Annotated in this window: 23 protein-coding genes; 4 read left to right on the top strand and 19 right to left on the bottom strand. The window is 66.7% G+C overall.

What is annotated here, in order from left to right:
• The first annotated feature begins 26 nt into the window (after positions 1-26).
• Positions 27-1,241, top strand: coding sequence for an acyltransferase (locus tag M9952_08305; GenBank protein ID MCO5312920.1), 1,215 nt, complete (start codon positions 27-29; stop codon positions 1,239-1,241).
• 106 nt (positions 1,242-1,347) lie between these two features.
• Positions 1,348-2,811 (top strand): hypothetical protein, encoded by a 1,464-nt coding sequence (locus M9952_08300; protein MCO5312919.1) that lies wholly within the window; start codon positions 1,348-1,350, stop codon positions 2,809-2,811.
• 16 nt (positions 2,812-2,827) lie between these two features.
• Here M9952_08300 and M9952_08295 read toward each other — a convergent pair whose 3' ends face one another.
• Positions 2,828-3,382: an HAD hydrolase-like protein gene (locus tag M9952_08295; protein MCO5312918.1), complete on the bottom strand. Its 555-nt coding sequence runs from the start codon at positions 3,380-3,382 to the stop codon at positions 2,828-2,830.
• 111 nt (positions 3,383-3,493) lie between these two features.
• On the opposite strand from M9952_08295, the gene M9952_08290 reads away from it, so the two are divergent.
• Positions 3,494-4,267: a crotonase/enoyl-CoA hydratase family protein gene (locus M9952_08290; GenBank protein ID MCO5312917.1), complete on the top strand. Its 774-nt coding sequence runs from the start codon at positions 3,494-3,496 to the stop codon at positions 4,265-4,267.
• Between the two features lie 147 nt (positions 4,268-4,414).
• On the opposite strand, the gene M9952_08285 is transcribed toward M9952_08290, so the two are convergent.
• The 12 genes from M9952_08285 to M9952_08230 all read right to left on the bottom strand — a co-directional run bounded on the left by M9952_08285 (position 4,415) and on the right by M9952_08230 (position 15,915).
• Entirely contained in the window at positions 4,415-4,831 is a 417-nt protein-coding gene (locus tag M9952_08285; GenBank protein ID MCO5312916.1) for an NUDIX domain-containing protein, read from the bottom strand.
• Entirely contained in the window at positions 4,828-5,250 is a 423-nt protein-coding gene (locus M9952_08280) for a GNAT family N-acetyltransferase (GenBank protein ID MCO5312915.1), read from the bottom strand. Before M9952_08280 ends, M9952_08285 begins: the two co-directional genes overlap by 4 nt.
• Entirely contained in the window at positions 5,251-6,390 is a 1,140-nt protein-coding gene (locus M9952_08275) for a hypothetical protein (protein ID MCO5312914.1), read from the bottom strand. It abuts the gene before it with no gap.
• A gap of 60 nt (positions 6,391-6,450) precedes the next feature.
• Complete coding sequence (locus tag M9952_08270; GenBank protein MCO5312913.1) at positions 6,451-6,972, bottom strand: hypothetical protein; 522 nt, start codon at positions 6,970-6,972, stop codon at positions 6,451-6,453.
• Positions 6,973-7,058: 86 nt separating this feature from the next.
• Entirely contained in the window at positions 7,059-8,678 is a 1,620-nt protein-coding gene (locus M9952_08265; GenBank protein ID MCO5312912.1) for an FAD-dependent thymidylate synthase, read from the bottom strand.
• Between the two features lie 45 nt (positions 8,679-8,723).
• Positions 8,724-9,902: an amidohydrolase gene (locus M9952_08260; GenBank protein MCO5312911.1), complete on the bottom strand. Its 1,179-nt coding sequence runs from the start codon at positions 9,900-9,902 to the stop codon at positions 8,724-8,726.
• A 71-nt stretch (positions 9,903-9,973) separates the two neighbouring features.
• A complete protein-coding gene (locus tag M9952_08255) occupies positions 9,974-10,957 on the bottom strand; it encodes a zinc-binding dehydrogenase (GenBank protein ID MCO5312910.1) in 984 nt (327 codons plus the stop codon).
• Complete coding sequence (locus M9952_08250) at positions 10,957-11,580, bottom strand: hypothetical protein (GenBank protein MCO5312909.1); 624 nt, start codon at positions 11,578-11,580, stop codon at positions 10,957-10,959. The genes M9952_08255 and M9952_08250 overlap by 1 nt, the downstream gene beginning before the upstream one ends.
• Positions 11,577-14,231, bottom strand: a complete 2,655-nt coding sequence (locus tag M9952_08245) for a DEAD/DEAH box helicase (GenBank protein ID MCO5312908.1) — start codon at positions 14,229-14,231, stop codon at positions 11,577-11,579. Before M9952_08245 ends, M9952_08250 begins: the two co-directional genes overlap by 4 nt.
• 2 nt (positions 14,232-14,233) lie before the next feature.
• Positions 14,234-15,019 (bottom strand): twin-arginine translocase subunit TatC, encoded by a 786-nt coding sequence (gene tatC / locus M9952_08240; GenBank protein MCO5312907.1) that lies wholly within the window; start codon positions 15,017-15,019, stop codon positions 14,234-14,236.
• On the bottom strand, positions 15,016-15,495 hold the full coding sequence (locus M9952_08235) for a twin-arginine translocase TatA/TatE family subunit (GenBank protein ID MCO5312906.1): 480 nt from the start codon (positions 15,493-15,495) through the stop codon (positions 15,016-15,018). Before M9952_08235 ends, tatC begins: the two co-directional genes overlap by 4 nt.
• 93 nt (positions 15,496-15,588) lie before the next feature.
• Positions 15,589-15,915: a hypothetical protein gene (locus tag M9952_08230; protein MCO5312905.1), complete on the bottom strand. Its 327-nt coding sequence runs from the start codon at positions 15,913-15,915 to the stop codon at positions 15,589-15,591.
• Positions 15,916-16,009: 94 nt separating this feature from the next.
• Between M9952_08230 and M9952_08225 the strand changes: the two genes are divergently transcribed.
• Entirely contained in the window at positions 16,010-16,747 is a 738-nt protein-coding gene (locus tag M9952_08225) for a hypothetical protein (GenBank protein MCO5312904.1), read from the top strand.
• 46 nt (positions 16,748-16,793) lie between these two features.
• Here M9952_08225 and lepB (M9952_08220) read toward each other — a convergent pair whose 3' ends face one another.
• The 6 genes from lepB (M9952_08220) to pafA form a co-directional block, all read right to left on the bottom strand.
• Positions 16,794-17,378, bottom strand: a complete 585-nt coding sequence (lepB, locus tag M9952_08220; GenBank protein MCO5312903.1) for a signal peptidase I — start codon at positions 17,376-17,378, stop codon at positions 16,794-16,796.
• A gap of 125 nt (positions 17,379-17,503) precedes the next feature.
• The gene (gene lepB / locus M9952_08215; protein ID MCO5312902.1) at positions 17,504-19,018 is read right to left on the bottom strand and encodes a signal peptidase I; all 1,515 of its coding nucleotides are present in this window, start codon (positions 19,016-19,018) and stop codon (positions 17,504-17,506) included.
• A gap of 85 nt (positions 19,019-19,103) precedes the next feature.
• A complete protein-coding gene (locus M9952_08210) occupies positions 19,104-20,117 on the bottom strand; it encodes a WYL domain-containing protein (GenBank protein ID MCO5312901.1) in 1,014 nt (337 codons plus the stop codon).
• Positions 20,114-21,061 (bottom strand): WYL domain-containing protein, encoded by a 948-nt coding sequence (locus M9952_08205; GenBank protein MCO5312900.1) that lies wholly within the window; start codon positions 21,059-21,061, stop codon positions 20,114-20,116. The genes M9952_08210 and M9952_08205 overlap by 4 nt, the downstream gene beginning before the upstream one ends.
• Before the next feature lie 120 nt (positions 21,062-21,181).
• Positions 21,182-22,207 (bottom strand): DUF3866 family protein, encoded by a 1,026-nt coding sequence (locus M9952_08200; GenBank protein MCO5312899.1) that lies wholly within the window; start codon positions 22,205-22,207, stop codon positions 21,182-21,184.
• 34 nt (positions 22,208-22,241) lie between these two features.
• Complete coding sequence (gene pafA, locus M9952_08195; protein MCO5312898.1) at positions 22,242-23,600, bottom strand: Pup--protein ligase; 1,359 nt, start codon at positions 23,598-23,600, stop codon at positions 22,242-22,244.
• Between the last annotated feature and the right edge of the window lie 4 nt (positions 23,601-23,604).

Raw genomic sequence — 23,604 nt, 5'->3', positions numbered from 1 at the left:
ACGAGTTCGTTCCGGGAGACGATGACATGACGAGTGCCGAAGCGCCGGCGACGCGAACTCCCAACCGGCCGCGCCGCGACCCGGCCCTCGACGGTATTCGAGGGATCGCGGTGCTGTTGGTGTGTCTCGATCACGCGCTCGGGTTGCGGTATTCGGTGCTCACGGTCGGCCTCGACCTCTTCTTCGCGCTCAGTGGGTACCTGATCACCAGCCTGGCGCTCGCCGAGTCCTCCCAGACCGGGACGATTCGCATGAAGGCCTTCTTCGAACGACGGGTTCGCAGGATCTTCCCGGCGCTGCTGTTGTTCTTGTTGGCGTCGGTGTTGCTCGGCGCGGCAGGTCGACTCCCCACCCCGACGGTGTACATCGAGGCGTTCTTCGGTGCGGTGCTGTTGTATCCGCTCGCATTCGTCCTCGTGCCCGAGGTCATCGAGTTGCGCCTGAGTCACCTGCACTCGCTCTTTCAAGAGGAGTGGTTCTACATCTTCTGGGTCCCGGCACTGGGGTCGATGTTGGCCAAGGGCCGTATGCGGCGCGCATTTCGGGTCGCGTGCGCCATCGCCGCGCTCGGAGCGCTGTCCCGGCTGGCGCTGACCCTCGCCGGCAGCCCCGCGGTCGAGGGGGTGCTGCGGCCCGACATCATGTTCTTCGGTTCGGTCATCGCGTTCGCCCGGTACGGCTGGGTCCAGCGCACGGGCGGAGACCAACGCCCAGGACGCGCCTGGGTCTGGTTGACCTCCGCGGGGCTGGTTTTGCTCGTCGGCTCGATCGTCGTGGGTGTCATTGCGCGGCATCCCAACAGTGCGCAGTGGATGGATTCGTTGTTCGCCGGACGCGGCGACGGCGCCGCGATCGCCGAACGCTTGGCGCTGATGTCGGTTGGGTTCTCCCGGCTGGCCGCTCCCGCAGCGGTTGCGGCGACCTTCGTCTATCGCTCCGACGCGGTGGTGTTACGCGTACTTCGGAACCCGGTGCTGCGCTGGTACGGCCTGGTCAGCTATGGCCTATACCTGTGGCATCCGATCGTGTTGTTCGTGCTGCATCCGGACATGGTCATCGACGCCAAACACGTCTGGATCACCTTTCCCGGCCCGAGCTGGCGGCCGCTGTTCGACTCGATCGTGTTGAGCGCGGCGCTCGCCTGGGTGAGTTTCCGCTTCTTCGAACAGCGGTTCCTGAAGCGTTCCAACCTCGGGATCACCGCTGATGCCATCCGGACATCGAAGACGAACCCCGGGTGACCCTGCCCGCGAGTGCTGGTTGCGGCCGGTCGGATGGCCCGTGAGGACAACGTCGGGACGTTCGTCGTCCTGAGATGGTGGGCGGTGGCGATAGATTGGGGCCACTATGTCGTCGAGGCTTGAAATCGAACTGACCAGCTCCCGTCCGGATGGCACGTGGACCTGGCGCAAGGCGGGAGCCAAGCTCCCCAAAGGTGAACTCCCGGGCGACGTCGTCCCGGCCGGGGTGAACGTCGGCGACGTCGTGCGCGCCGAGGCCGACATCCTCACCGACGGCGTCATCATCTTGTCCGTGCAGGCGCCCAAGGCGGCGCGGGCCGAGCGGTTCGAAACCCTCGAGGTCGTGGGGACCCGCCGTGACGAACCACTGGTCACCCAGACCCTTGCCCCCAAAGGGCGTGGCGACGGACGTGGACGCGGCCGACGTCGCGACGGTGATGATCGCGGCGAGGGTCGCGGCCGTCGAGGCGAGGGTGAAGGTCGTGGGCGTCGAGGCGACGGCGAGGGTCGCGGGCGTCGAGGCGACGGCGAGGGCCGTCCGCGTCGCCCGGCCCCCGAGCAGCGGCCGAAGCCGAAGCGGCTGCGGCCGGCCCGGACCCACCGAAACGCGGTGCTCGAAACGCTGGCACCGGAGCAGCGCCCGATCGCCGAGCAGGTGCTGCTTGGCGGGGTGCCAGCGGTGCGCCAGGCGGTCGACCAGCAGAACGAGAAGAACCGTGCCGCCGGCCTGCCCGAGATCGGCGGCGACGAACTGGTCGCCTTGGCCGAGGGGCTGTTGCCGAAGCTGCGTTCCGCCGAATGGCGCGACCGCGCCGACTCTGCGGTCAAGTTGCTCGAGGAACTCGACCTGCGCGACCTGCGTTCGGTGGTCGTCGCAGCCGATCAGGGTGCGCGCGACGACGAAAGCCGCGAGATCGCCACGCAGTTGCGCGAGGGTCTGACCCGACGTGTCGATGAGGAACACACGACCTGGCTGGCCGAGCTCGCCACGACGCTGGCCGACGGACGTATCGTGCGTGCACTGCGGCTGAGCTCGCGCCCTCCCAAGGCCGGCGCGCCGATCCCGGCGGAGCTCATCGAGCAGTTGACGACCCAGACCACCGAGAACCTCACCCTCGAAAACAGCCAGGAGCGCTGGGCGATGGTGATCGACGCACTCGCCTTCTCCCCCATCCGCAGCCAGATCACCCCGGCCGAGGCGCCTGCCGAGCCGACCGAGGCGCTGAAGGCCGCCGTGGCCAAGGTCGCAACCCGCGTGCCGCAGATCGCGGCGTTGCTCGGCATCGAGGCCAGCGCCACGAAGCGTAAGCGCCCGACGAAGGCTCGGCCGCCCAAGCCAGCCGCGACGAAGCCCGCTGCTGAGCAGGCCGCGGTCGACGAGGCCCCCACGCAGGAGGTACCCGAGGCAGAGGCTCCGGTGGAGGCCGAGGCTCCTGAGGTTGAGGCGCCGGTGGCAGAGGCTCCTGAGATTGAGGCTTCGGTGGCTGAGGCACTTGAGGCAGAGGCTCCGGTGGCTGAGGCACCTGAGGTCACTTCCGCCGATCAGGATTCCGCCGAACAGGATTCCTGAACGCGGCGCACGGTGCTCAGTGTTCCAGCAGGTCGAGCACCTGTCGGGGATCGCTGAGCACCGTCCCATCGGGGTTCGCCGCTGCGGTGCGGGGGTTCCATCCCGCCCAGACGAACGCACACCCCGCCTCCTCAGCGACCGCACGGTCCGTGGAGCTGTCCCCGACGTAGACGACCTGTGACGCTTCGACATCGAGTCGCTCCAGCACGGGCGCTAGCCGCTTTTCGGCTCCACCGAAATCACGGCTGAACAGGGCCACCTCGGGGTTCCACCCGAGTCGGTCGAGTTCGGCGTACCCGCTCTCGTTGAACTTGTTGGAACAGATCGCCCAACGGCCGAGGCCTTCGACGAGCTCTGTGGCCCCGGCAAACGGCTGAACACGCTCGGTGTCGTAGTGCTCGACGTACGCCGTCACGTCGATGCCGCGGTCACGGCAGAACTCCTCGATCGGATGGCCGAAGGTGATCTCTTCGCGGCTGAGGCCCAGATGGAGAAACGGTTCGACCAACGCCTCATCGGAGTCGATCAAGGTTCCATCGAGGTCGAAAACGGCGATCTGGAATTGGCGCATGCACGAGTGTGGCAGTTTCGTGCGCCCCGCCGATACACCGCCCCGGTCGGCGATCGCCGGGTGGCCTCCGATGAGTAGACCGACCGGTCAAGACGGAAGTATCGTTTGGCCATGATCGACTTCGAGAAGCGTGGCCACATCGGCATCATCACCATCAATCGTCCCGACGCCCGCAACGCGGTGAACTCCGACGTTGCGCAGGGCATCGAAGCCGCCATCGACCAGGTCGAGGCCGACGACGAGATCTTCGTCGCCATCCTCACCGGCGCAAAGACCGACAAGGGCTACATCTTCTGCGCCGGCGCCGACCTGAAGCAGATGGGTGTCGACCCGGCCGGCATGAACACCGCCAAGGGCGGTTTCGGCGGCTTCGTCCAGCGCGAGCGCACCAAGCCGGTCATCGCCGCCGTCGACGGCCCGGCGCTCGCCGGTGGCACCGAACTGGTGCTCGCAGCCGATCTGGTGGTCGCCTCGAAGACCGCGGTGTTCGGTATCCCGGAGGTCAAGCGCAACCTGGTCGCGGCCGCCGGTGGTCTGTTCCGCCTTCCCCGCAAGATTCCGCGCAACATCGCCATGGAGCTGGCCCTCACCGGTCGACTCGATTTCCCTGCCGAGCGCGCTCACCACTTCGGGCTCGTCAACCACCTGACCGAGGAGGGCGAGGCGCTGGCGGGAGCGATCACGCTGGCCGAGCAGATTTGTGAGGCGGCGCCGCTGGCGGTGCGCGAGTCGCGTTCCATCGTTATCGAGTGCACCGATCAGCCCGACGAGATCGGGTGGAAGCGCTCCGGCGACGGCATCATGAAGATGTTCACCACCGAGGACTTCACCGAGGGCATCACGGCGTTCGCCGAAAAGCGTGCTCCGCAGTGGAAGGGTCGCTGATCCTCACAGCGAGCCCCACATGACGTTGCGACGCGTCATGCAACCGCCGAGGAAGATGCCCGCCGCTGTGTCGGCGGGCATCTTCGCGTTCGGCGTCCGAGCCGGCGGCCCAGACGCGAAGCCGACACGAGGGTGCCGCGTGGCCCCTCAGGTGATGATCTCGATGATCCCGTGATCGTGCAGGAACTCGGCCAACCCCGGAATGAGTCGGTACTGATCCACCGCATGCAGCGGCACCCATTGCACCTCAGCCGCATCTGAGCCGGCGACGGGATCCGTATCGTCGAGCAGGATGACCTCGAAGTTGAATACGACGAAGTGCGCCAGATCGCTGATCGACTCCGCCCAGCCCACCAACTCCGAGCACACGCCGTTGAGACCCGTTTCTTCGGCGAGTTCGCGAACGGTCGCCTCGGCGAGGGTCTCGCCGTGTTCAACACGCCCGCTCGGGATCGACCACCGTCCAGCCGCCGGCCCGTGACCCCGCCGAATCATCAACAAGGCGTCGTCGCTGACCACCACGGCCCCCACGCAGACCTCGGGACGCGACGACTCGGCGCTCATAGCTGCTTGGACACGACGAGGAGCCGGGACTTCATGTCGTGGCTTTCGAAGAAGTTCTTGGTCGAACGGTCGCCGGGCAATGCGGATGCGTCGAGCCGAACTGCGCCGCTGGCCCGTGCATGCTCGACCGCTGCCGCGAGGAGGTGATGTCCGACGCCGACCTCGCGCGCTTCCGGATGCACGAACAGCTCGCGTAGCCGGGTGCGCTGATCGAGGTTGACCGTCGTCGCATATCCGACGACGACACCGTCGAGTTCGCCGACGAAATCGACGGTGGTCGGTGCATCTCGCTCCTCCGCGGCCAAGTCGTCGAGGAGCGCCGGTCCGCCCCGCTGGGCGCCGACGAGCTCGCGGGCGAGCGCCCGGAGCTCGAGGAGCGCGCGGTCGTCATTCGACGATGCGAGCCGGGCGGAAATCACTCAGCCGTCCTGAAGCTGGGCAATCCGGCTCAGGATCGTGCGCCGACCACGGTTGGCCCGCTCGTAGACACGCACGGCGTCGAGATCGGCCGACGACATGCCGTCGAGCCGCGGGATGACCTGGGAGGCGGCAAGGGCGTCGTAGTTGGCGATTGCGAGGGTCGAGGCCGATCCCGGTGCAGCGGTTTCGGTGCCGGCCGGTGCCGGTTCCTGCGGTGCAGACGCAGGAACCGTTTCGGCGACGGCTGCCGTCTCATTGACCGGTGCGGTGGGTTCGACGGTGGGCGCCGCCGTAGCAGTGCTCGGAGTGGTCGTTGGTGCCGTTACCACCTCGACGGGCGGCGTCGGGATCGGCTCGACCTCGCGCTCGGCGTTGGTGGCGGCTGCTGGAGCCTTCTTGGCTGGCGCCTTCTTGGCCGGAGCCTTGGCGGCTGGCGCCTTCGCGGCCGGAGCCTTGGCGGCTGGAGCCTTCGCGGCTGGAGCCTTCTTGGCTGCTGGGGCCTTGGCGGCCGGAGCCTTCTTGGCTGCTGGGGTCTTGGCGGCCGGGGCCTTCGCGGCTGGTGCCTTCTTCGCCGGCGCCTTCGCTGCTGGGGCCTCGGCGGCTGGGGCCTTCTTGGCCGGCGCCTTGGCCGCGGGAGCCTTTTTCGCCGGAGCTTTGGCCGCGGGAGCCTTTTTCGCCGGAGCCTTCTTGGCGACCGGGGCCTTCTTCGCCGGCGCCTTCTTCGCCGGCGCCTTCTTCGCGGCCGCGGCCTTCTGGACGGGAGCGGTGGTCGCCGCGGCATCGGAGTCGGCGTTGACCATCACGACATCGATCTCGAACACGGGCGCTTCGCCCCCGTCGGCATCGACCTCGGACCCTTCTGCCGAGGACGAGTCGTCGAACTCATAGGGAGCGACCAGCGGTGCCCGTTTGGGGCTTTCGAAGGGCACGACGTCGGCGATCGGTGCCGAGTCCTGTTCCGTTGCGTCCTCCGTGGATGGCGAGCCACAACGCAGCTTGTCGGCGATGGCTGCCGCAAAAGCCACCTGGGCCCGGGTCCGGTCGGCGAGTTTGGGAATTGAATTGCCGAGCTCGTTGATCAGGAGGGCGGGAATGCGCAACAGCGCTTCGAGCGGGGAGGACGAATCGTGGGAGGTCACGAAGCGATTGTTGTCGCGTCCCCGATGCCGTTCAAGCTGAGGTGCCGATTGATTGTCCGTTTACCCGTCGAGCAGCGCCGCGACGATTTCGATCGACGGGCAATCCTCATCACCGGTGGGGCAGGTGAGCCGCGACCGGCGGCCGAACTGCCGTGGGTGCACGATCATGAAACATCCCATGCAGGTGAATTCGCCCTCCCGCTTCTGAACGACACCCTCGGCGAGGTCGGAGTCGGAAACCGGCGCCTCATCCTCGTCCTCTTCATCGTCGCCGTCCCCCGACGCGATGCGATCCTTCAATATGGTGTCGAGATCGGCCTCAACATCGTCGGGATCGAGGTCGTCATCGTCATCGTCGTCTTCGGCAGTCCTGCGCGCCCGCGACGCTGCCGGGGTGTCGTCTTCTTCGTCCTCGTCGTCGCCGTCTTCCGATCCGGCGTCGTCGTCAAGCTCGTCATCGACGCCGATGTCGTCGCCGTCGCCGTCGCCGTCGTCGTCGATATCACCGTCGAAGTCGGGGTCCTCGGCATCATCCGGGTCCGCCTCGTTTACGTCGTCCTCAAAGACCTCATCGTCGTCCACAACGTCACCTTTGCATCCGTGGAGCCGCTCGTGCGGCGCTGATACTAGACACACATCGCAGGTGTCATGAACAGAAACGAGGGGTTTTAACGCGAAGCCATCTGTGACGTTCGGCGCTGCTCGGCGCGGCGTTCGGCCTCGAGCCGTTCCAGATCGGCCTCGGAACTGTGGTCGACGAAGGTCATCATCGCCGCCAGCGCACGGTGCCCCGCCACCTCCGAGAGCTGATCGTGCATCTGCTGAGCGACCGTGCGATAGGTGGGGTGCCCCTGGGGGCCCGAACGCAATTCGAGCAGATGCATCGCCTCGCGAGCGTTGAACTGCATCGAATACCGAACCCGATATGCGAGCGACACCGCATATCCGGCCTGATGCTCGAAGGACGGTTCGAGATCCTCGAACAGTCGAGCCGACCGTTCCATCACGCCGTCGAAGGCTTCGGTCGCGCCGGCCTCGTCGACGGCTGCGGGACGGATGTAGCCGTGATGGGGAGTGAGCCGCTGCCATTCGATAGTCATCATCCGGTGCCGCTGCAGGTCGCGGAACGCCCCGTAGTCGCTGAGGACGTCGAACCGATAGAAGGTGCGTTCGAGTGCGCGGCCAGGCTTGTGGCGACGGTTGGTCCGGTCGCCGACGTAGGCGCGCATGACCGAAATTCGTTCCTCCACGCCCATCGCACGAACCCGATCCTCGATCTCCTCCTCCGGGCGGTCGAGGTAGGGATAGAGCATGGCGGCGACGGTTTTGATCTCGCCGTCGGGGTCGAAGTCGACCAACGTGACCGACGAGTCGCGATCGGCGGCGTCGACTTTGGGGAACAGCGTCGTGGCCAGTTCGGACATGGCATCGGCGTTGGTCCGCAGGTAGTCGCTCCACGCCCCGCCCCGTTCGGGGATGTCGACCCGCTTGAGAAACGACGGGATCACCTTGCGCAGCTCGGTGAGCATCAGGTCGGCATATGCGTTCGCCTCGGGAAGCGGAAGCGACTTGAGCCTCAGGAGCAGTGCCTCATACGCCTGCCCGGTGCCGTAGATGCCGACATTCGAAAGGGAGGCGGCCGGAAGGAGTCCGCGCAGGGCATCGAACGCTTTGGCGCGAATTGCCTGGCGGTAGACGAAATCGCTGTCGTTGGGGTTCTTGGGCGACGCGGCGCGGAAATGGTCGGTCAAGACCGGCACCAGTTCGGCGTAGGTGTCGAACATCCGGTCCATGTCGCCGACATAGCGCGCGCCGAGCGGCGACGACAGAACCTGCGGGTCGCGGAAAAATCGGTAGCGGCCGCCGAGGCGGGCGTCATAGGCGATGTAGCGGGTCGACTGCTCGAGATAGCTCATGAGCCGACCCCATTCGAGGGCCTTGGTGAGCAGATTCGATGCCTGCTCACACGCGAGGTGCACGCCGCCGAGCTGGGCCACCGAATCATCGCCGTATTCGAAGAACACCTTGTCGTACAGCGCTTCGGCGCGCTCCAGGCCCACCGTCGCATCGACATTGGCGTCACCCGATACGTCGAGTTCGTTGACGAACTCGTCGAGGAACAGTCGGCGCAGCGACTTCGCCGAGCGCGAATAGCGGGCGAACAAGGCGCCCTTGACCACCTCCGGGAGGTTCACAAGCGCGAACACCGGGCCGTCGAGATTGGTGAAATACCGGCGGAGCACGGCCCGTTCGGTCGGGGTGAATTCTTCAGCGACGTAAGGGGTCACGGTGGTCAAGACTACGCGGCCGGGTCGGCCGCGCCGCGGATCCCGTCAGCGCGCCAACACGTCGTTGGCCGACGCGATCACGCTCGGGTCGGCCCACAGATCGACCGTGGTCAGGGCCATCAGCAGGGCCCCGTCGATGACGGCGGCGTCGCCGAGCGGTCCCCCGGCGTGTTCGGTGAACTCGGCGGTGTGGATGGCGACCCCTTCGGGGGCGGAGCCGATCATCGGGTGAAGGCTCGGTACCAGGTGCGACACGTTGCCCATGTCGGTCGACCCCATGAACTGCGGGCGTTCGGAGCGGTCCTCCACGACCCGACCGATCGTGGCGGCATTGGCCGCGTAGAGCGCGTCGAGTGGGCCGTTGGTGATGAGGTCCTCATAGGCCGGCGTCGGCCAGGTCGCCGTCATGGTGCAGCCCGTGGCCGCCGCTCCCGCCTCGAGCGCCGCAAGGACGCGCACCTTGAGCGCCTCCAACGACTCGAGGTTCCCGCTGCGCACGTACCACTGCATCGACGCACGGTGCGGCACCACGTTCGGCTTGTCGCCGCCGTGGGTGAAGATGCCGTGCACCCGTTCGTTGCCGGCGATGTGCTGGCGCAGTGCCGAGACGTTCATGTATCCCAACACGGCGGCATCGAGGGCATTGAGGCCCAGGTGCGGAGCGGCCGCGGCGTGGGCGGCCCTGCCGTGGTAGTCGACGTGGAGCTCCTGGATGGCGATCGCCCAGAAGGCGTTGAGGTCGACGTCCGCGGGGTGCACCATCATGGCGACGTCGACGTCGCGAAACGCGCCCCGGTCGATCATGTGCACCTTGCCGGCGCCGCCCTCTTCAGCCGGGGTGCCGTAGACGACGAGCCGGGCGTCGAAGCGTTCGACGACGTCTGCTGCGGCGATGGCCGCGCCGAGGCCGGCGGCCGCGATGATGTTGTGCCCGCACGCGTGGCCGACGACGGGCAGTGCGTCATATTCCAACACGATCCCGACGCTCGGCCCGGTTGCTGACGGCGATCCGACGCGGGCCCGGAAGGCGGTGTCGAGCCCGAAGGCTCCGCGTTCGACCTCGAACCCGGCCGCCTCGAGTTCGGCGGTCAGCAGGTCGTGCGCTCGATGTTCCTCGAAACACAGCTCCGGGTGCTCCCACAGGTCGTGGGACACCTCGATGAGCCGATGACGGTTCGCGTCGACCGTCGAGCGGATGTGGTCCTTGGCAGTGGCGAGGTCCATGTCGCCAGCCTAGGTCTGTGAGCGCGGCTGACCGCTTCTGTGCGGTGCTTCAGCGGTGATTGAGCGCTGTTTCAGTGGTGAATGACCAGCTTGCCGAGCTGCTCTCCGCTACGGATCCTCTCGACCGCTTGCGGGTATTGGTCGAGTGGATATTCGTGGTCGATGACCACCGCCAGTCCGTCGTTCATCAACCCGGTGACGTAGGCGAACTCCTCGGGTGAACCGAGGGTGGAGCCCAGAATCTCGTGGTGCTTGAAGAACAGCCGGGGCAGGTTCAGCTCGACGATCTGTCCGGTGGTGCCGCCGCAGGTGACGAGTCGTCCCCCCGGTTTCAGCGCACCGACACAGTTGTCCCACGTCGCCGGACCGATGGAATCGACCACGATGTCGGCCTTGAGCGGGTACCGCTGGGTCGAATCGAAGCTGTCCTCGGCCCCGAGTTCCACCGACCGCTGGCGCTTGTATTCGTCGCGCGAGGTCGTGAAGACTCGCCCGCCGAGGTGTTGCACCAGCATCTGCGCGGCGGTGGCCACTCCCCCGCCGATTCCGGTGACGAGCACCGTCTGTCCGGGTTCGAAACGGCCTCGGCGCAGCATCCGCCACGCCGAGGTGAGCGCGACCGGGTACGCGGCGCACTCCGCCCAGCTACGAGCGCTCGGGCGCCGCTCCGCAGCGAAATCGGGGACCACGACGAACTCGCCGTGACAGCCCCACCGGTGCTCTCCGAGAAGCTGCAACGACGGGTCGAACACGTTGTCGATGCCGAGCGTCTCAACCGCCTCGCGGCTGGTGATGGCGGCGTTGATCGCCACCTCGTCGCCGACGGCGAGCCGGCTGACCCCCTCCCCCACCGCATCCACGACGCCGGCGCCGTCCGAACCTGGGACATGAGGAAACGACTTCGGCTTCGGCCGACCCTGGGTCTGCCAGTGGTCGATGTGATTGACCGCACTCGCAACGATCCGCACACGAATCTCTCCGGGTCCGGGTTGTGGGGTGGGCACGTCTCCCCAGCGGTATTCCCCTGGCGACTCCGATAAGAACCAAGCCTTCATCAGGTGGACTGTACCGGTCCCGCGCTGGAACCGGCGCGCACCGGCGGGGCCAACACGATCCGACCGGCATCGCCGCGAACCGCGATCACGAGATGGCTCACACGGCCGACCTTCACGCCGTCGATGAACAGCGGGGTTGCGGTCGCAAGATGCAACTCCAGGCTGCGGCGCCGACTGGTCGTGAGGTCGGGATGCGGCAGGTGTGCACCGGCGGGCGCTCGGCGCCGTGCTTTGAGGCGGTCGCCGAGGCCGAGTGACCCGCTGGTCAGATCGACGATGCCGTCATTGGGGTGCGCCTTCGGACCCAGGTTCCAGCCGCCGAGGTGGGTGCCGTTCATGGCGACCACGAAGTGCCCGCGCCATCCTCGCCGTCTGGCCACGACATGGGCGGCGGCGAGATGTTGGCGCCCGTCTGCGGTCACCTCCAACAGGTCGATCGGCATCTCGAAGGGCTCGGCGGGCGCCTGGCCGCCGAGGGAGGTGAACAGGTCTCCGCCGTCGAGCAGCACGCGGGCGCCGGGGTGTCGGGCGAGGAGCTCGGCCAACCCGCGGTCGTCGTGGGCCCGCGGTTCGTCTCCGTCCAGTTCGACGTGTCGGCCCCACGGCTGCCCCGGGCTGATCACGTCGCTTCGGTTGGCACCGCACCAGCATCGGCGACAACCCCCCGCTTGATGGCCTTAATCGCGTCGCCGGCGCAGCGGCGCGTCCCGAGATCGGGTGCGACCTCGGCGAGCTGGCCCATCACGTCGATCAGCATCTTGGTGGTGCGCACGAAATCGCCGCCCGACATGTCGTCGTCGTCGATCAGGGTGCCGAGGTCGCGGCCCGAGGCCCAACCGTGGGCCTTGATCATGAACCCGGGGTCGGGTCGCCGAGACAGCGGTAGCCCACGGGAGCGTTCGGCTTTTTCGATGACGTTCGCCAAGCGCTCGAAGCGGTTGAACCGGCGTCGGGTCGTGTTGTTCGGAAAGGCGGCGACCCCACGGCGTTCCGGGCGGCGTTCCTCATACACGATCGCCGAAACTATGGCGGTGAGCTCGGGCACGGTGAGTCCGTCAAATGCCCCGTCGTCGAGGGCGAGGGTCACCAGCAGATCGCACTCGTGGTAGATCTGGGCCAGCCGTTCGCCGCGTTCGGTCAGGGCCCAGCCGTCGAGGCAATCGAGCCCTGCCAGAAGGTCACAGATGGCGTCGAAACGACGTGCGACGGTGTTGGATCGCCGGTCGAGTTGAGTCGAGAGCTGTTCGATCGTCGCGTCGAGCGACGCCGCCTCGCCCCACGCTTCGAGGTGTTCGTCTCGGCGACGGCACCGGTGCACCGGATGGGTTTCCATGCGGGCCTTGAGCCGGTGCCACCGCGAGGGCCCGGCGGGGGCCGTCGTGGTGGCGGTCGACCTCGCGTCGACGAGTGCCGCCGCAACCGCGTCGAGGAAATCGGGATCGCGCGGTGCGTAGGGCTGTGGGAACTCGATCGTGTCGATGGCCCGGACCGGCTCGGCGAGGTCGTCGGGTGACAGCGTGACCGGACGGCCCTGTTCGTCGATGGTGCGCACCCGCAGTCGGCCCTTTCCGCGTGCGGCGACCGACACCACGGCGAGGCGAAGGCCGGCCCCGGGCGACAATTCGAGTCGCTGCGCCGCTTCGTCGCCGAAACTCGCAACGATGACGTCTCCTGGCCGGAGGAGTTCGGCGGATCGCGCGATCGCCGCGCTGCCGTCGGGGCGGTGTCGGCGTTGCGAGGTCACCCGTTGCACCAGGTCGGCGTACTCGCCGATGTCTCCACAGGAGCACCGCAGCGCAGCGTCGAGAGCTGCCCGTGCCTCCTTGGAACGCGCCAGTCGCCGTTCGAATCCGACGATCGCACGGTCGGATTGGAACTGGGCGAAACTGCGCCCGAGCACCGACAGCGCCTCGGGTCGGCTCATACGCGCCACGAGGTTCGCCGACATGTTGTACGTGGCACGGAAGGCGCTGGTGAGCGGATACTCGCGGCTCGTCGCCAGGCCGGCGACCTGGCCGAAGCCGACGAACGGCGACCACAAGACCACCGAATACCCCTCGGTGTCGATCCCGCGGCGCCCGGCACGGCCCGTGAGCTGGGTGAATTGCGCGGGGGTCAGGAAATCGTGGCTCTCGCCGTTGTACTTGGTCAGCTTTTCGATGACGACGGTGCGCGCCGGCATGTTCACACCGAGCGCCAGGGTTTCGGTGGCGAACACCACCTTCACGAGCCCCTCGATGAAGCACCGCTCCACGGCCTCCTTGAAGGCGGGGATCATGCCGGCGTGATGGCTGGCGATGCCCTGTTGCAGCGCCTGGAGCCACAGGTCGTAACCCAAGACCTCGAGGTCGTGGTCTCCGAGGCCCTCGACGGCGGCCTCGACGATGGTGCGGATCCGAGCCGCCTCCGACGCGTCGGTGAAGCGCAGGCCGGCGTCGCGGCACCGGGCGAGCGCATCGTCGCAGGCGTTGCGGCTGAAGATGAAGTAGATCGCCGGAAGCAGGTCTTCGCTCGTGAGGCGTTCGATCACCTCGAGTCTCTGGGGTGGAAGGTAACGGCCTCCGCGCGCCCCGTAGGCGCCGCCACCGCGATGTCGCGCCGCGCGGCCGGGCCCAGCGGAGTCGAAGTCGTAACCCGCCGGGTTGGGTCGATCGTCGACCAGGACGGGAATCAGGTGGGCGTGCGGTGCCCGCTTGTCGGCCACCATGTAGAGGTTCTCGAGTTCGACCGGACGGTTGTGTTCGATCACGGTTGCCGTCGGCCCGCGAACGGCCTCGATCCAATCCCCCAATTCCTCGGAGTTCGACACGGTCGCCGACAGGCACACGAGGCGAACCCGTGGGGGTAGGCCGATGATGATCTCCTCCCACACCGGGCCCCGATAGGGGTCTTGGAGGTAGTGCACCTCGTCGAGCACGACGATGTGGAGATCGTCGAGGGTGCTCGAGTTGGCGTACATCATGTTGCGCAACACCTCGGTGGTCATCACCACCACCTCAGCCTCACCGTTGATCGAGGTGTCACCGGTCAACAACCCGACCCTGCCGGCTCCGAGTCGATCACAAAGATCCGCGTACTTCTGATTCGACAGCGCTTTGATCGGCGTGGTGTAGAAGGCCTTTCCGCCCGAGTGGATGGCCATGTCGACCGCGGCGTCGGCAACCACCGTCTTACCCGAGCCGGTGGGGGCGGCGACGAGTACGGACCGTCCGTCGTCGAGTGCAGCGATCGCCTCGAGCTGGAACGGGTCGAGGGTGAATCCGTGATCGGTCATCGTCAGTCCGCTTGCGGTTGCCGCGGTGTTTCGCGACGACGCAACACGATGCGTGAGATGAAGATGGACATCTCATAGAAGATGATCAACGGCACCGACAGGACCATCAGGCTGATCGGGTCGCCCCCGGGGGTGATGATGGCGACGACGGCCACGATCGCCACGATCGCGTGCCGACGGTATTGCGCCAGCGTCGCCGGTTGAACCACCCCGAGCAGCTGCAACACCACCAGCAGCAGCGGAAACTCGAACGCCACGCCGAAGGCCACGACCATGACGGTCAACAGGCTCAGATACTGAGCGACGACGGTTTGAATCTGCGCGCTACCGGCCTGTTGTGCCAACCAGGTGAAGATCGCCGGCATGGAATAGAAGGCCAGCGCGGCGCCGAGGAGGAACAACACGACCGAGCTGCCGACAAAGGCGGTGGCCCATCGCTTCTCCTTGCGGTACAACGCCGGCGCGATGAAGGCCCAGATTTGGTAGAACACCACCGGCGACGCCAACAGCAGACCCGAGTAGCCCGAAACGCGCAGCTTCGTGGCGAACGGTGAGGTCAGGTCGAGGAAGTAGAGCTGACAGGTGGTTTGTTCGGTGTTCTTGGCGGCCTTACAGAACGGCTCGGTCAAGAAGTTGTAGATCTGGTCGTAGAAGAAATAGGCCACGATGGCGCACACGGCGACGGCGAGCGCGCACCTCACGATCCGGGTCCGGAACTCCCGCAGGTGTTCCATCATCGTCATCGCCGATTGGTCGGCCACGTCGCTGGGCCGGGTTTCAGCGCTCATCGGTCGTCCTCGACGCCCTCGGGGGTCTCGGGGGTTTCACGGGGCGAGGAGTCCTCGGCCACGTCCGGCGTGGCGCCGGCATCGACCTCGGCCTCGGTTTCGTCGGCGTTCGCACGCGCGGCGCGAGCGGCGGCTTCAGCAGCCTCCGCCGCCTCGGCGGCCCGGTCGGCCAGGCGGCGGGCTTCGGCGGCTTCGTTTTCCGCCTCAGTCGCGTACTCCATGATCTTGCGACGCGGCGACGCGACGAATTCGCCCACCTCGCGAAGCGGAGCCATGTCTGGATCGTTCATCACCTCGCGCAACTCGCTGGTGATGCCCGAAGACGCCGAACGGAATTTGGCGATCCAACGGCCGATGTCACGTGCGGTTTGAGGTAGCCGTTCGGGGCCGAGCACGACCATCGCGAGAACGAGGATCATGAGGACCTCGCCGCTCTTGAGGCTGTCGAGGATGCCGAGTAGGCCTCCAGAGGTCATGGCCAGATGCTACAGGGCGTCGCTGCGGCGCAAATGCGCCCCACAGGGTCGCCGCACAAACGTCGCCGCACAAACGTCGGTGTCAGACCGACCTCAGCCCTGGAGCGACTCGAGTTCTGCGTACCAATGTTCGGAGTTCAACAATTCGTGGAAGTCCAAGACGTCGTCGTGGGTGATCGCCTCGCCCCCGGGGCGCTCAAGCAGTTCGGCGGGAAGCTGCCACTCGCTGCAGCGAACCCCAGCGGCGACCAGGATGTCGACGATCTGGTCGTCGGCGGACTTCACCTCGGTCATGCGACACACCGGGCAGCGGAACAGGTAACTCCCGTTGCCGTTGTCGCGACAGATCCGGACCTGGATGTCGCGGGAACGCAACTCCACGTCTCCACAATCGCTGCACGTTGCACGGATGAGTGCCATGGGAACTCCCTCGTTCACTGGGTGGCTTCCTCTGTTCTTCGGCACGCCAGGACATGGAGTTAACATTTCAGGCCGTGAAGTTCGGTCGGCCTACATGATTCCCAAGCAGCTACCGGTCGGCGAAACGGCCCTTTTGTTCGCCGATCGCGGCGCGAGCGCGCAGTTGGGCGAGAACACCATCGAAAGCTTTGCCGTAGCACGGCGTCTCGGAGCGACGGCGATCGAGTCGGATCTGCATTCCTCCGCTGATGGGTTCGCGGTGTTGCGCAGGTCGCCGCGAACCGCCGGCATGCGACGTCGTCGAGTGGCCGAGGTGTCGAGGTCGCAACTGGGCGACAGCGTGGTGACCCTTGAGGAGTTCTACGAACAGGTCGGCGACGATCTCGACATCTTGTTGCACGTGCACGATGCCGATGCGGTCGAGGCGGCGTTGCACAGCGCCACCCGGTTTCGGGCGCTCGATCGGCTGTGGCTCGCCAGCGCGGACCTCGAGGCGTTGGCGCAGTGGCGCGAACGCAGCGAGCTCGTTCGTCTCGTGCATGAGATCGGCCCCGAAACCTTCGCCGGCGGAGCCGAACGCCACGCCGCGGCGCTTCGATCGCAGCGGGTGGATGCCACGATGGCCGATCGCTCGTTGTGGAACGGAGGCCGCGTCGCGCTGTACCACCGGTTCACCCGCCGGTGTTTCGCTCAAAATGCCGTGCATGAACGCATGGCGGTGACGTTGTTTCACATCGGACTCGACGGCGTGTCGTCCGCGCACCCCGACCGTCTCGTCGACGCGCATCGTGAGGTCACCCGCCCCGACGCCCCACCGGTGCGCGAGGACTAGTGCCGGCACTAGTGCCGCTGCCGAGTGCCGCTGCCGAGGGCCGTGGCTACAGGCCGCCCAGTCGATTCGGCGGCCAGATCCGCAACACCGCACGCCCGACGATGAGTTCCTGCGAGATCGTGCCGAATCGACGGCCGTCGACCGACTGCAGACGATTGTCCCCCAACACCAGGTATTCATCGGACGGAACCGTGATCGGTGCGTCGATGATCGTCTGAGTGCCGTCGGGCAGGTACGACTCCTCAAGTCGGTTCCCGTCGATGTAGACCACCCCGTCGACCGCGGTGACGGTTTCGCCCGGGAGTCCGATGACGCGCTTGATCAAGACGTCGGGTTCGTCGGCACTCATCTTGGGGTTGAGCGGCGGCCGGTTGAACACGATGATGTCGCCGCGACTCGGGTGTTTGGATGCGTACCAGACCAGCACCCGATCGCCGACGTTGAGCGTGGGTACCATCGACGGCGAGGGAATCGAATACGCCTGGAAGAGCGTCATCCGCAACAGGATCGTCAACCCGACGGCCAAAGCGATGGTGATCGTCCAACTCTTCGCGGAGCTTGCCCGGCTCGGCTTTTCGTGCGGAGAGGACGAGCGTGAGCCGTCGAGGGTGGACTGTTCCGAGGTGGTCATGGGCTCCGCTCGGGTGAATGCGGGTGGGATCGGCATCCTACCGGTTCGTTCCGTGGCGGATGAATCGGGCCCAGGCGGCGATCGGCAGGGCACCGGTGAGTTCGATGCCCGGCCCTCGCAGCGGGTCAATCGCCGGGAAAGCCGCCCCACCGTCCGATCGGCCACACGATGACCACGGCACGCCCGATCACCGAAGACTCCGACACGGTGCCGAATTCTCGGCTGTCCATGCTGTGCTCTCGATTGTCACCCATCACGAAGATCTGTCCGGGGGCCACCGTCACCGGCTGAGCCAGGTTGTTGGTGATCACATCGGGCGACAGGTAGGCGCTCTCGTCGATCGGCTCGCCGTCGATATAGACGATTCCGCCTCTGGCCTCGACCACGTCACCGGGCAGGCCGATGACGCGCTTGATGAGCTGCGCTGGCTGAGACGCGTCGTTGTTCACGGCGGCTTTGGGACGCTGGAATACGACGAGTTGGCCGTGTTCGATCGAACCGAGCTTGAAAGCGGCCTTGTTCACCGCGACGCGATCGCCAACCTTGAGCGTCGGATACATCGACTCCGACGGGATTTCGAACATCTGAACCGCCCAGGTCTGTAGCGCGAGCGCGGCAGCGATGGCGCAACCGATGATGAGCACCCAGTCGCGGACCTGCTTCCACGTCGAGACGGTTGCCGGTGCCGGGGAGGCGTCGACCGCTTCCGGCAGGGTGGAAACGTCCAAGGTGCGAATATCGCCATCGTCGTCGACGTCGCGCTCGCGTCCGTCGCGCTCGTCGCTCCACGGCAGTTCGCTGTACGGGTGGGGCGCGGTGCCGGCGTCGATTCTGCTGCGAATCTGTCGTTCCACGTCGGGCTGCAAGGAGGCGAACGGGGCCTCGTCACCGCGTTCGCGTCGCAGCGCGATTCCAGCGAGCGGCAAACGCGGCTCCGCGGTCTCAGCGGCGGCCTCGGCGCTGAGCGCACGGGCGTCCTGGCGATCGACCGGATTGGGGCCGGTGTGTGCGACGTCGGCGGAATCGAGGTGGTCGGCGGCATCCGGCACGACATCTTGGGAGCCGGACGCGGCCGGTGCGGGCGTCGGTTCACGCACGGGTTCAAACGTGAGCCCCGGGGTTGGCACCGGAGGTCCGTCGACGTCGTCGGCGTCGCGCTTGGACCGGGTTTCGGAGATCTTGAAGCGCACGGCATCGACGAGTCCCTTGCTCCAACGGCCAGCCGCCGGTGCGGTGTCGGCGTCGGCCGGTTCTGGATGGTGCGGGGGCTCGCCGAGGTGGAGTGCCGCCACCTTCGTGGGGTCGATCTCGAAACGGGTGTCGGCATCGTCAGCGGTTGGTTCATCGACCGCGGGCGCGGCGACGACAGGTTCGGAAACGGTCGCCGGCTCCGGTCGAGCGGGCCGCTCCGGTCGAGCGGGCCGCTCCGGTCGAGCAGGCCGCTGAGGAGGTGTCGGCGGCCGAGTCGGCTCCGGCGGAGAGGATCGGTCGGTCTTGACGTCGGTGTCGTGCTGTTTCGCCGGGCGGTCGATCGTCGTCGTCGCTGCGGATGCTGGTCGTCCGAGCAGCGAGTTGGCGAGCGAGCGACCGAAGTCGACGTACTCGTATTCGGCATCATGAAGTTGGATGCGGGCCGGCACGATGATCAGGCTATCGGCGGTCTTTACAAACGCGGCCGCGCCGTTTGGACCATTTCACCGCGAGGACCGACTCCTCGGCGCCGGGCTAACGGTAGCGATCGAGAATTCTCGTGGCCGCTTCGCGTCGGATGGCGATCGCCTCGGTGGCCGGCACCCAATTGTCCCGGTCCTCGACATCATGGCCGGCGCCCGCACCAGCGGCGGTACCGGTGCCGGAGTCGGAGTCGGAATCCACGATCGTGGCGTCCGGACCGGCCTCGAGCAGTACCCGCTCCATCCAGGCCCGTCCACCGACCGCCAAGGTGACGCGGCGGCGACCGTCGTCGAATCGTTCGACGGCCTCGGCTCGGGCGGTCGTTCCCATCCAGTGCGCATCCGCAGCGAGATCCAACACCAGGCGCCGCTTCGCTTCGTCGGCCTCGAACACCGTGGGTTCAGGGACGTGGACCGGAACCTCGAAGTGGGCCGCGGACGCGACGGCGCTGCGGATCCGATCGACGCGAAACACGCGTTGGTCTGCGGCCCGGTGACAATACCCGGCCACATACCAGTGCCCCTCTGCGGAGTAGATCCGGTGGGGGTCGATCAGGCGTTGTGACAACGTGTCGGTACCGGCGGTGTAGTACTCGATCTCCACGCTGGTCGATTCCTGTTGACCGCTCCGCAACGTCGCCAACACCTCCGAATCGGCAGGTCCCAGCGCAACCTCGATGGCGCCGTCGGGCACGCCGAGGGCAACCCGCAGCTTTCCCATGGCGCGAGACAGCGGCCCATTTTCGGGCTCCGCGGCCGCGAGGCCCGCTCCGGCGATCAGCACGTTGAGCGCTTCGGTCGCCGTCAATCGGAGCGGCCGGCGGAAATGGTCGCCGAGCCGAACCGAAACGACGTCGGACTCATAGACGACATCGATGTAGTCGTCCGGGTAGTACGGCGGAACGCCCACCAGCAGCACCACGTCGAGGTCGGCCAGGACCTGATCCTGAGTGATCGAGAAGCGTTCGGCGATGTCGCCGATCGATGGGGCGCCCTGTTCGACGATCCAGGGAATCATCGCCAGGATTCGCCGATAGCGGTCTGCCGAAGTGATGCGCTGGCTCATCGGGCCAACCCCTCGAGATAGGTCACGAATTCGTCGCGCACGTCGGCCGGTTCGACGATGACGGCGTGGTCGAGCATCGACAGCACCAGGGTGCGAAAAGCGCGTCGCCCGCTGACCACGCATCGAACCTCGACGTCGCCGTCGGCGCGCTCGGTCCACTCGGCGTCGGGGCCGAAGCTGTCGCGCACCACGGGGGCGTGGTCGCGGTCGATCTGCAACGTGACCGCGGTCGGTGGGTCGTCGCCGAATCGCCACGGTTCGAGGCGCAGCGCACGGGTCGACGTCGGTGCTTCGAACGAACCCGGGGTGCCCGGGTCGACCGAGCCGTCGAAGCGGTCCACCCGAAAGCTCCGAATGGCCTCCTTGTCGAGGTCTCGGCCGGTGAGATACCACCGCCCGTTCTGGTAGTCGAGGCGGTGGGGTTCGACGGTGCGCATCGCCGAGCGGTAGGCGAACCGCACGACCTGCCCCGACGAGATCGCCTCTCGCAGGACCCCGACCTCGGCCGATACCGACACGTCGGCCATCGGAGCCATCGCCTCGCTCGGAGGCAACTCGAGTTTCAAACCGGCGTCGGAACGCTGCGAACCCTCAAGCCCGCGAAGCGAGATCGCGTCCATGGCGAACTGCAACGCGGCGCGCTCGTCCGGGTCGAGTTCGGGGTCGGGCAGGTAATAGAGCTCGGGAGGAATCCGGTAGCCGACCTCGCGTTCGTCCCATTCGGACAGCGTGACCAGCTCGAGCGGCACTCCGGCCTGGCGTAGTTCGTCCTTGTCGCGCTCGAACTGGCGGCGAAAGCTCATCGGCTCCGCCGGATATCCGGCGATCTGCTCGCCGATCTGTTCGACGGTGAGCGGCCGCCGAGTCGCCAACAACAGCGCCGTGAGGTTGAGGAGCCGCTCGAGTTTAGAGATGCCGCTGGAGGTGGAGTCGGTCGCTGCCATATCGGGGGCCGAGTTTAGAGACGCTTGACCGCGGTGCCGGGCGCGAACTTTGTGCAGAACACGACACCTGGTGTCGCATTCTGCACAAACTCTGCCGACGTGTCGCCCGACGTGTCGCCCTCAGGCGCCATCGAGTTCACGGACGGCGAGTGCTCCGGCCGCCGCAGCGGCGTCGAAGAACAAACGGTCGCGGGTCACGTCGCGGCCCATCGTGGTGATCCTCAACCCTGCCGCGTCGAGGATGGCCTCGATGTCGGGCGGCTCGACGTGCACCGCCGCGCCATGAGCGGGGTCGATGTCGCCCGCACCCTCGACGACCGCCACGCGCGGACGGCTGCGCGCCAGACGCAGCGCGGTCTGGGTGTGGTGGCTGACCCCCTGATGCCGCGAGCGCTCGTCCCCCGACGATGCCCGCAGGCACATGACCGCTCGGCCACCGAGGGCATCCACCGTGTCGACGATGTGCGCGGCCTCGATGGCGGTGGAGCCGAGTTCGGTGCCCGTGCCCACCACCCCCGGACCCATGCCGGCGATGACCACCTCCGCGCCGGCGACGTGAACCGCAAGGCTCAGAGCGGAAGCCACCGTCACCGCTTCGAGGTCGCCGCCGAACGCGTGGCCGGCGCTCACCGTGGCGTCGATCGCGCCGAGATCGCGCAGCGACACGACGAGGTCGCTCAAGGCCATCGGCAACGCGGCGCCATCGGTCATCACGTAGACGACGCGGGTTCCGGGCCGTATCGCAGCGATGGTCGCCGCCACCACCCCGACCTGGCTGTGGACCTGGGTCGCCACGACGACCGCCCCGCCCAGGGAGGCCGGCAGATCCGGGTGCAACAGCTCCGAGGTGCCCACATCGCTCTGCAGCGAGGTGTACCGCAGTTTCATGACGTGGTCGGGTCCGGGCAGGTGCAGTTCGCGTCGCGACAGGTTCCAGTGCACGACATGGGAGCCCCCGGTTCCGAGGCCGAGATCGACCGCGGTGGTGTTGCACACGACCTCGTCGCCGACCGCAACCGTTCCGAGGAGGTCGCTCAGCACATAGGCCCGCGCCGTGGCCCCGTCGGGCATCAGCACCTCGACGCGTTGCAACCCGGCGCGTTCTGATACCACCGAGGTGACGGTTCCGGTTCGAAAGTGAGGCACGACCCTCCTGTGGTTCGTTCTCAGGCGTCGACGATCACAACGACGCGATCAAATGATCCACCCGTTCGTCGTGCGATTTGAACGGGTCCTTGCACAACACGGTGCGCTGTGCGTCATCGTTGAGTTTCAGGTGAACCCAGTCGACGGTGTAGTCGCGGCGGCGTTCCTTGGCGCGTTTGATGAACTCGCCCCGCAGTCGGGCACGGGTGGTCTGGGGTGCGGTGTCGACGGCATCGGCGATGTCCTGGTCGGTCACGATCCGTTCGACCAGGTCGCGCCGCTGCAGCTTGTAGAACACCGAACGGTGCCGGCTGATGTCGTGGTACTGAAGATCGATCAGCGCCACTTCGGGTGCCCCCATCGCGAGTTGATGGCGCTGCCGGTAGGCGTCGATCAGGTTGAACTTGGTGACCCAGTCGAGTTCGCGTTCGAGGCTGAGCGGATCGCGTTCGATGCCGGCCATCACGTGTTCCCACATGGCGAGTGACTGCTTTTCCTGCGGGGTCATGTCGTGTGATTGTGCGTAGCGCTGCGCCCTCGATAAGAACTCGCTCTGCAGTTCGAACGCGCTTGCTTCGCGGCCATTTGCGAGTCGGACCCGAACCGAACAGGTCATGTCGTGGCTGATCTCGCGGATGGCGCGAATCGGGTTGTCGAGGGTGAGGTCGCGCAACACGACGTTGCGGTCCTCGAGCATGCGCAGGATCAACGAGGTCGTGCCCACCTTGAGAAACGTCGGGTACTCCCCCATGTTCGTGTCACCGACGATGACGTGGAGGCGACGGTACTTGTCGACATCGGCGTGGGGTTCGTCGCGGGTGTTGATGATCGGCCGGCTGCGGGTCGTGGCCGAACTCACGCCCTCCCAGATGTGTTCGCCGCGTTGGCTCAGGCAATACAGCGGTCCCCGGGCGGTGTTGAGCACCTTTCCGGCGCCGCTGTAGATCTGACGGCTGATCAGGAATGGGATCAACACCTCGTCGTAACGGTTGACGGTGTCGTCGCGGGTCGTGAGGTAGTTCTCATGGCACCCGTAGGAGTTGCCGGCCGAGTCGGTGTTGTTGCGAAACAGGTAGATCTCGGCGTCGGTGCCTTCTTGGCGAAGGCGTTCCTCTGCCGACGTGACGAGGCCCTCCAGAATGCGTTCGCCCGCCTTGTCGTGAGCGACGAGGTCGTGCAGCGAATCGCATTCGGGGGTGGCGTATTCAGGATGGGAGCCGACGTCGAGGTACAGGCGTGCCCCGTTGCCGAGGAACACGTTGGACGAACGGCCCCACGACACCACCTTACGAAACAGGTAGCGGGCCACCTCATCTGGGGAAAGACGGCGCTGGCCGGGCAGCGTGCACGTGACGCCGTACTCGCTTTCCAACCCGACGATGCGCCGTTGCACCGTC

The organism is Microthrixaceae bacterium, assembly GCA_023957975.1.
Lineage (GTDB): Bacteria > Actinomycetota > Acidimicrobiia > Acidimicrobiales > Microtrichaceae > JAMLGM01.
This window is presented reverse-complemented; position numbering and strand designations above follow the sequence as displayed.

Excerpts from the sequence above, each read along its gene's own strand:
- M9952_08225 (MCO5312904.1), top strand. The coding sequence starts at position 16,010 with ATGATTCCCAAGCAGCTACCGGTCGGCGAAACGGCCCTTTTGTTCGCC.
- M9952_08210 (MCO5312901.1), bottom strand. The coding sequence starts at position 20,117 with ATGAGCCAGCGCATCACTTCGGCAGACCGCTATCGGCGAATCCTGGCG.
- M9952_08300 (MCO5312919.1), top strand. The coding sequence starts at position 1,348 with ATGTCGTCGAGGCTTGAAATCGAACTGACCAGCTCCCGTCCGGATGGC.
- M9952_08295 (MCO5312918.1), bottom strand. The coding sequence starts at position 3,382 with ATGCGCCAATTCCAGATCGCCGTTTTCGACCTCGATGGAACCTTGATC.
- M9952_08255 (MCO5312910.1), bottom strand. The coding sequence starts at position 10,957 with ATGAAGGCTTGGTTCTTATCGGAGTCGCCAGGGGAATACCGCTGGGGA.
- M9952_08205 (MCO5312900.1), bottom strand. The coding sequence starts at position 21,061 with ATGGCAGCGACCGACTCCACCTCCAGCGGCATCTCTAAACTCGAGCGG.
- M9952_08230 (MCO5312905.1), bottom strand. The coding sequence starts at position 15,915 with ATGGCACTCATCCGTGCAACGTGCAGCGATTGTGGAGACGTGGAGTTG.
- tatC (MCO5312907.1), bottom strand. The coding sequence starts at position 15,019 with ATGAGCGCTGAAACCCGGCCCAGCGACGTGGCCGACCAATCGGCGATG.
- M9952_08285 (MCO5312916.1), bottom strand. The coding sequence starts at position 4,831 with ATGAGCGCCGAGTCGTCGCGTCCCGAGGTCTGCGTGGGGGCCGTGGTG.
- M9952_08245 (MCO5312908.1), bottom strand. The coding sequence starts at position 14,231 with ATGACCGATCACGGATTCACCCTCGACCCGTTCCAGCTCGAGGCGATC.
- lepB (MCO5312903.1), bottom strand. The coding sequence starts at position 17,378 with ATGACCACCTCGGAACAGTCCACCCTCGACGGCTCACGCTCGTCCTCT.
- M9952_08305 (MCO5312920.1), top strand. The coding sequence starts at position 27 with ATGACGAGTGCCGAAGCGCCGGCGACGCGAACTCCCAACCGGCCGCGC.
- M9952_08290 (MCO5312917.1), top strand. The coding sequence starts at position 3,494 with ATGATCGACTTCGAGAAGCGTGGCCACATCGGCATCATCACCATCAAT.
- M9952_08260 (MCO5312911.1), bottom strand. The coding sequence starts at position 9,902 with ATGGACCTCGCCACTGCCAAGGACCACATCCGCTCGACGGTCGACGCG.
- M9952_08235 (MCO5312906.1), bottom strand. The coding sequence starts at position 15,495 with ATGACCTCTGGAGGCCTACTCGGCATCCTCGACAGCCTCAAGAGCGGC.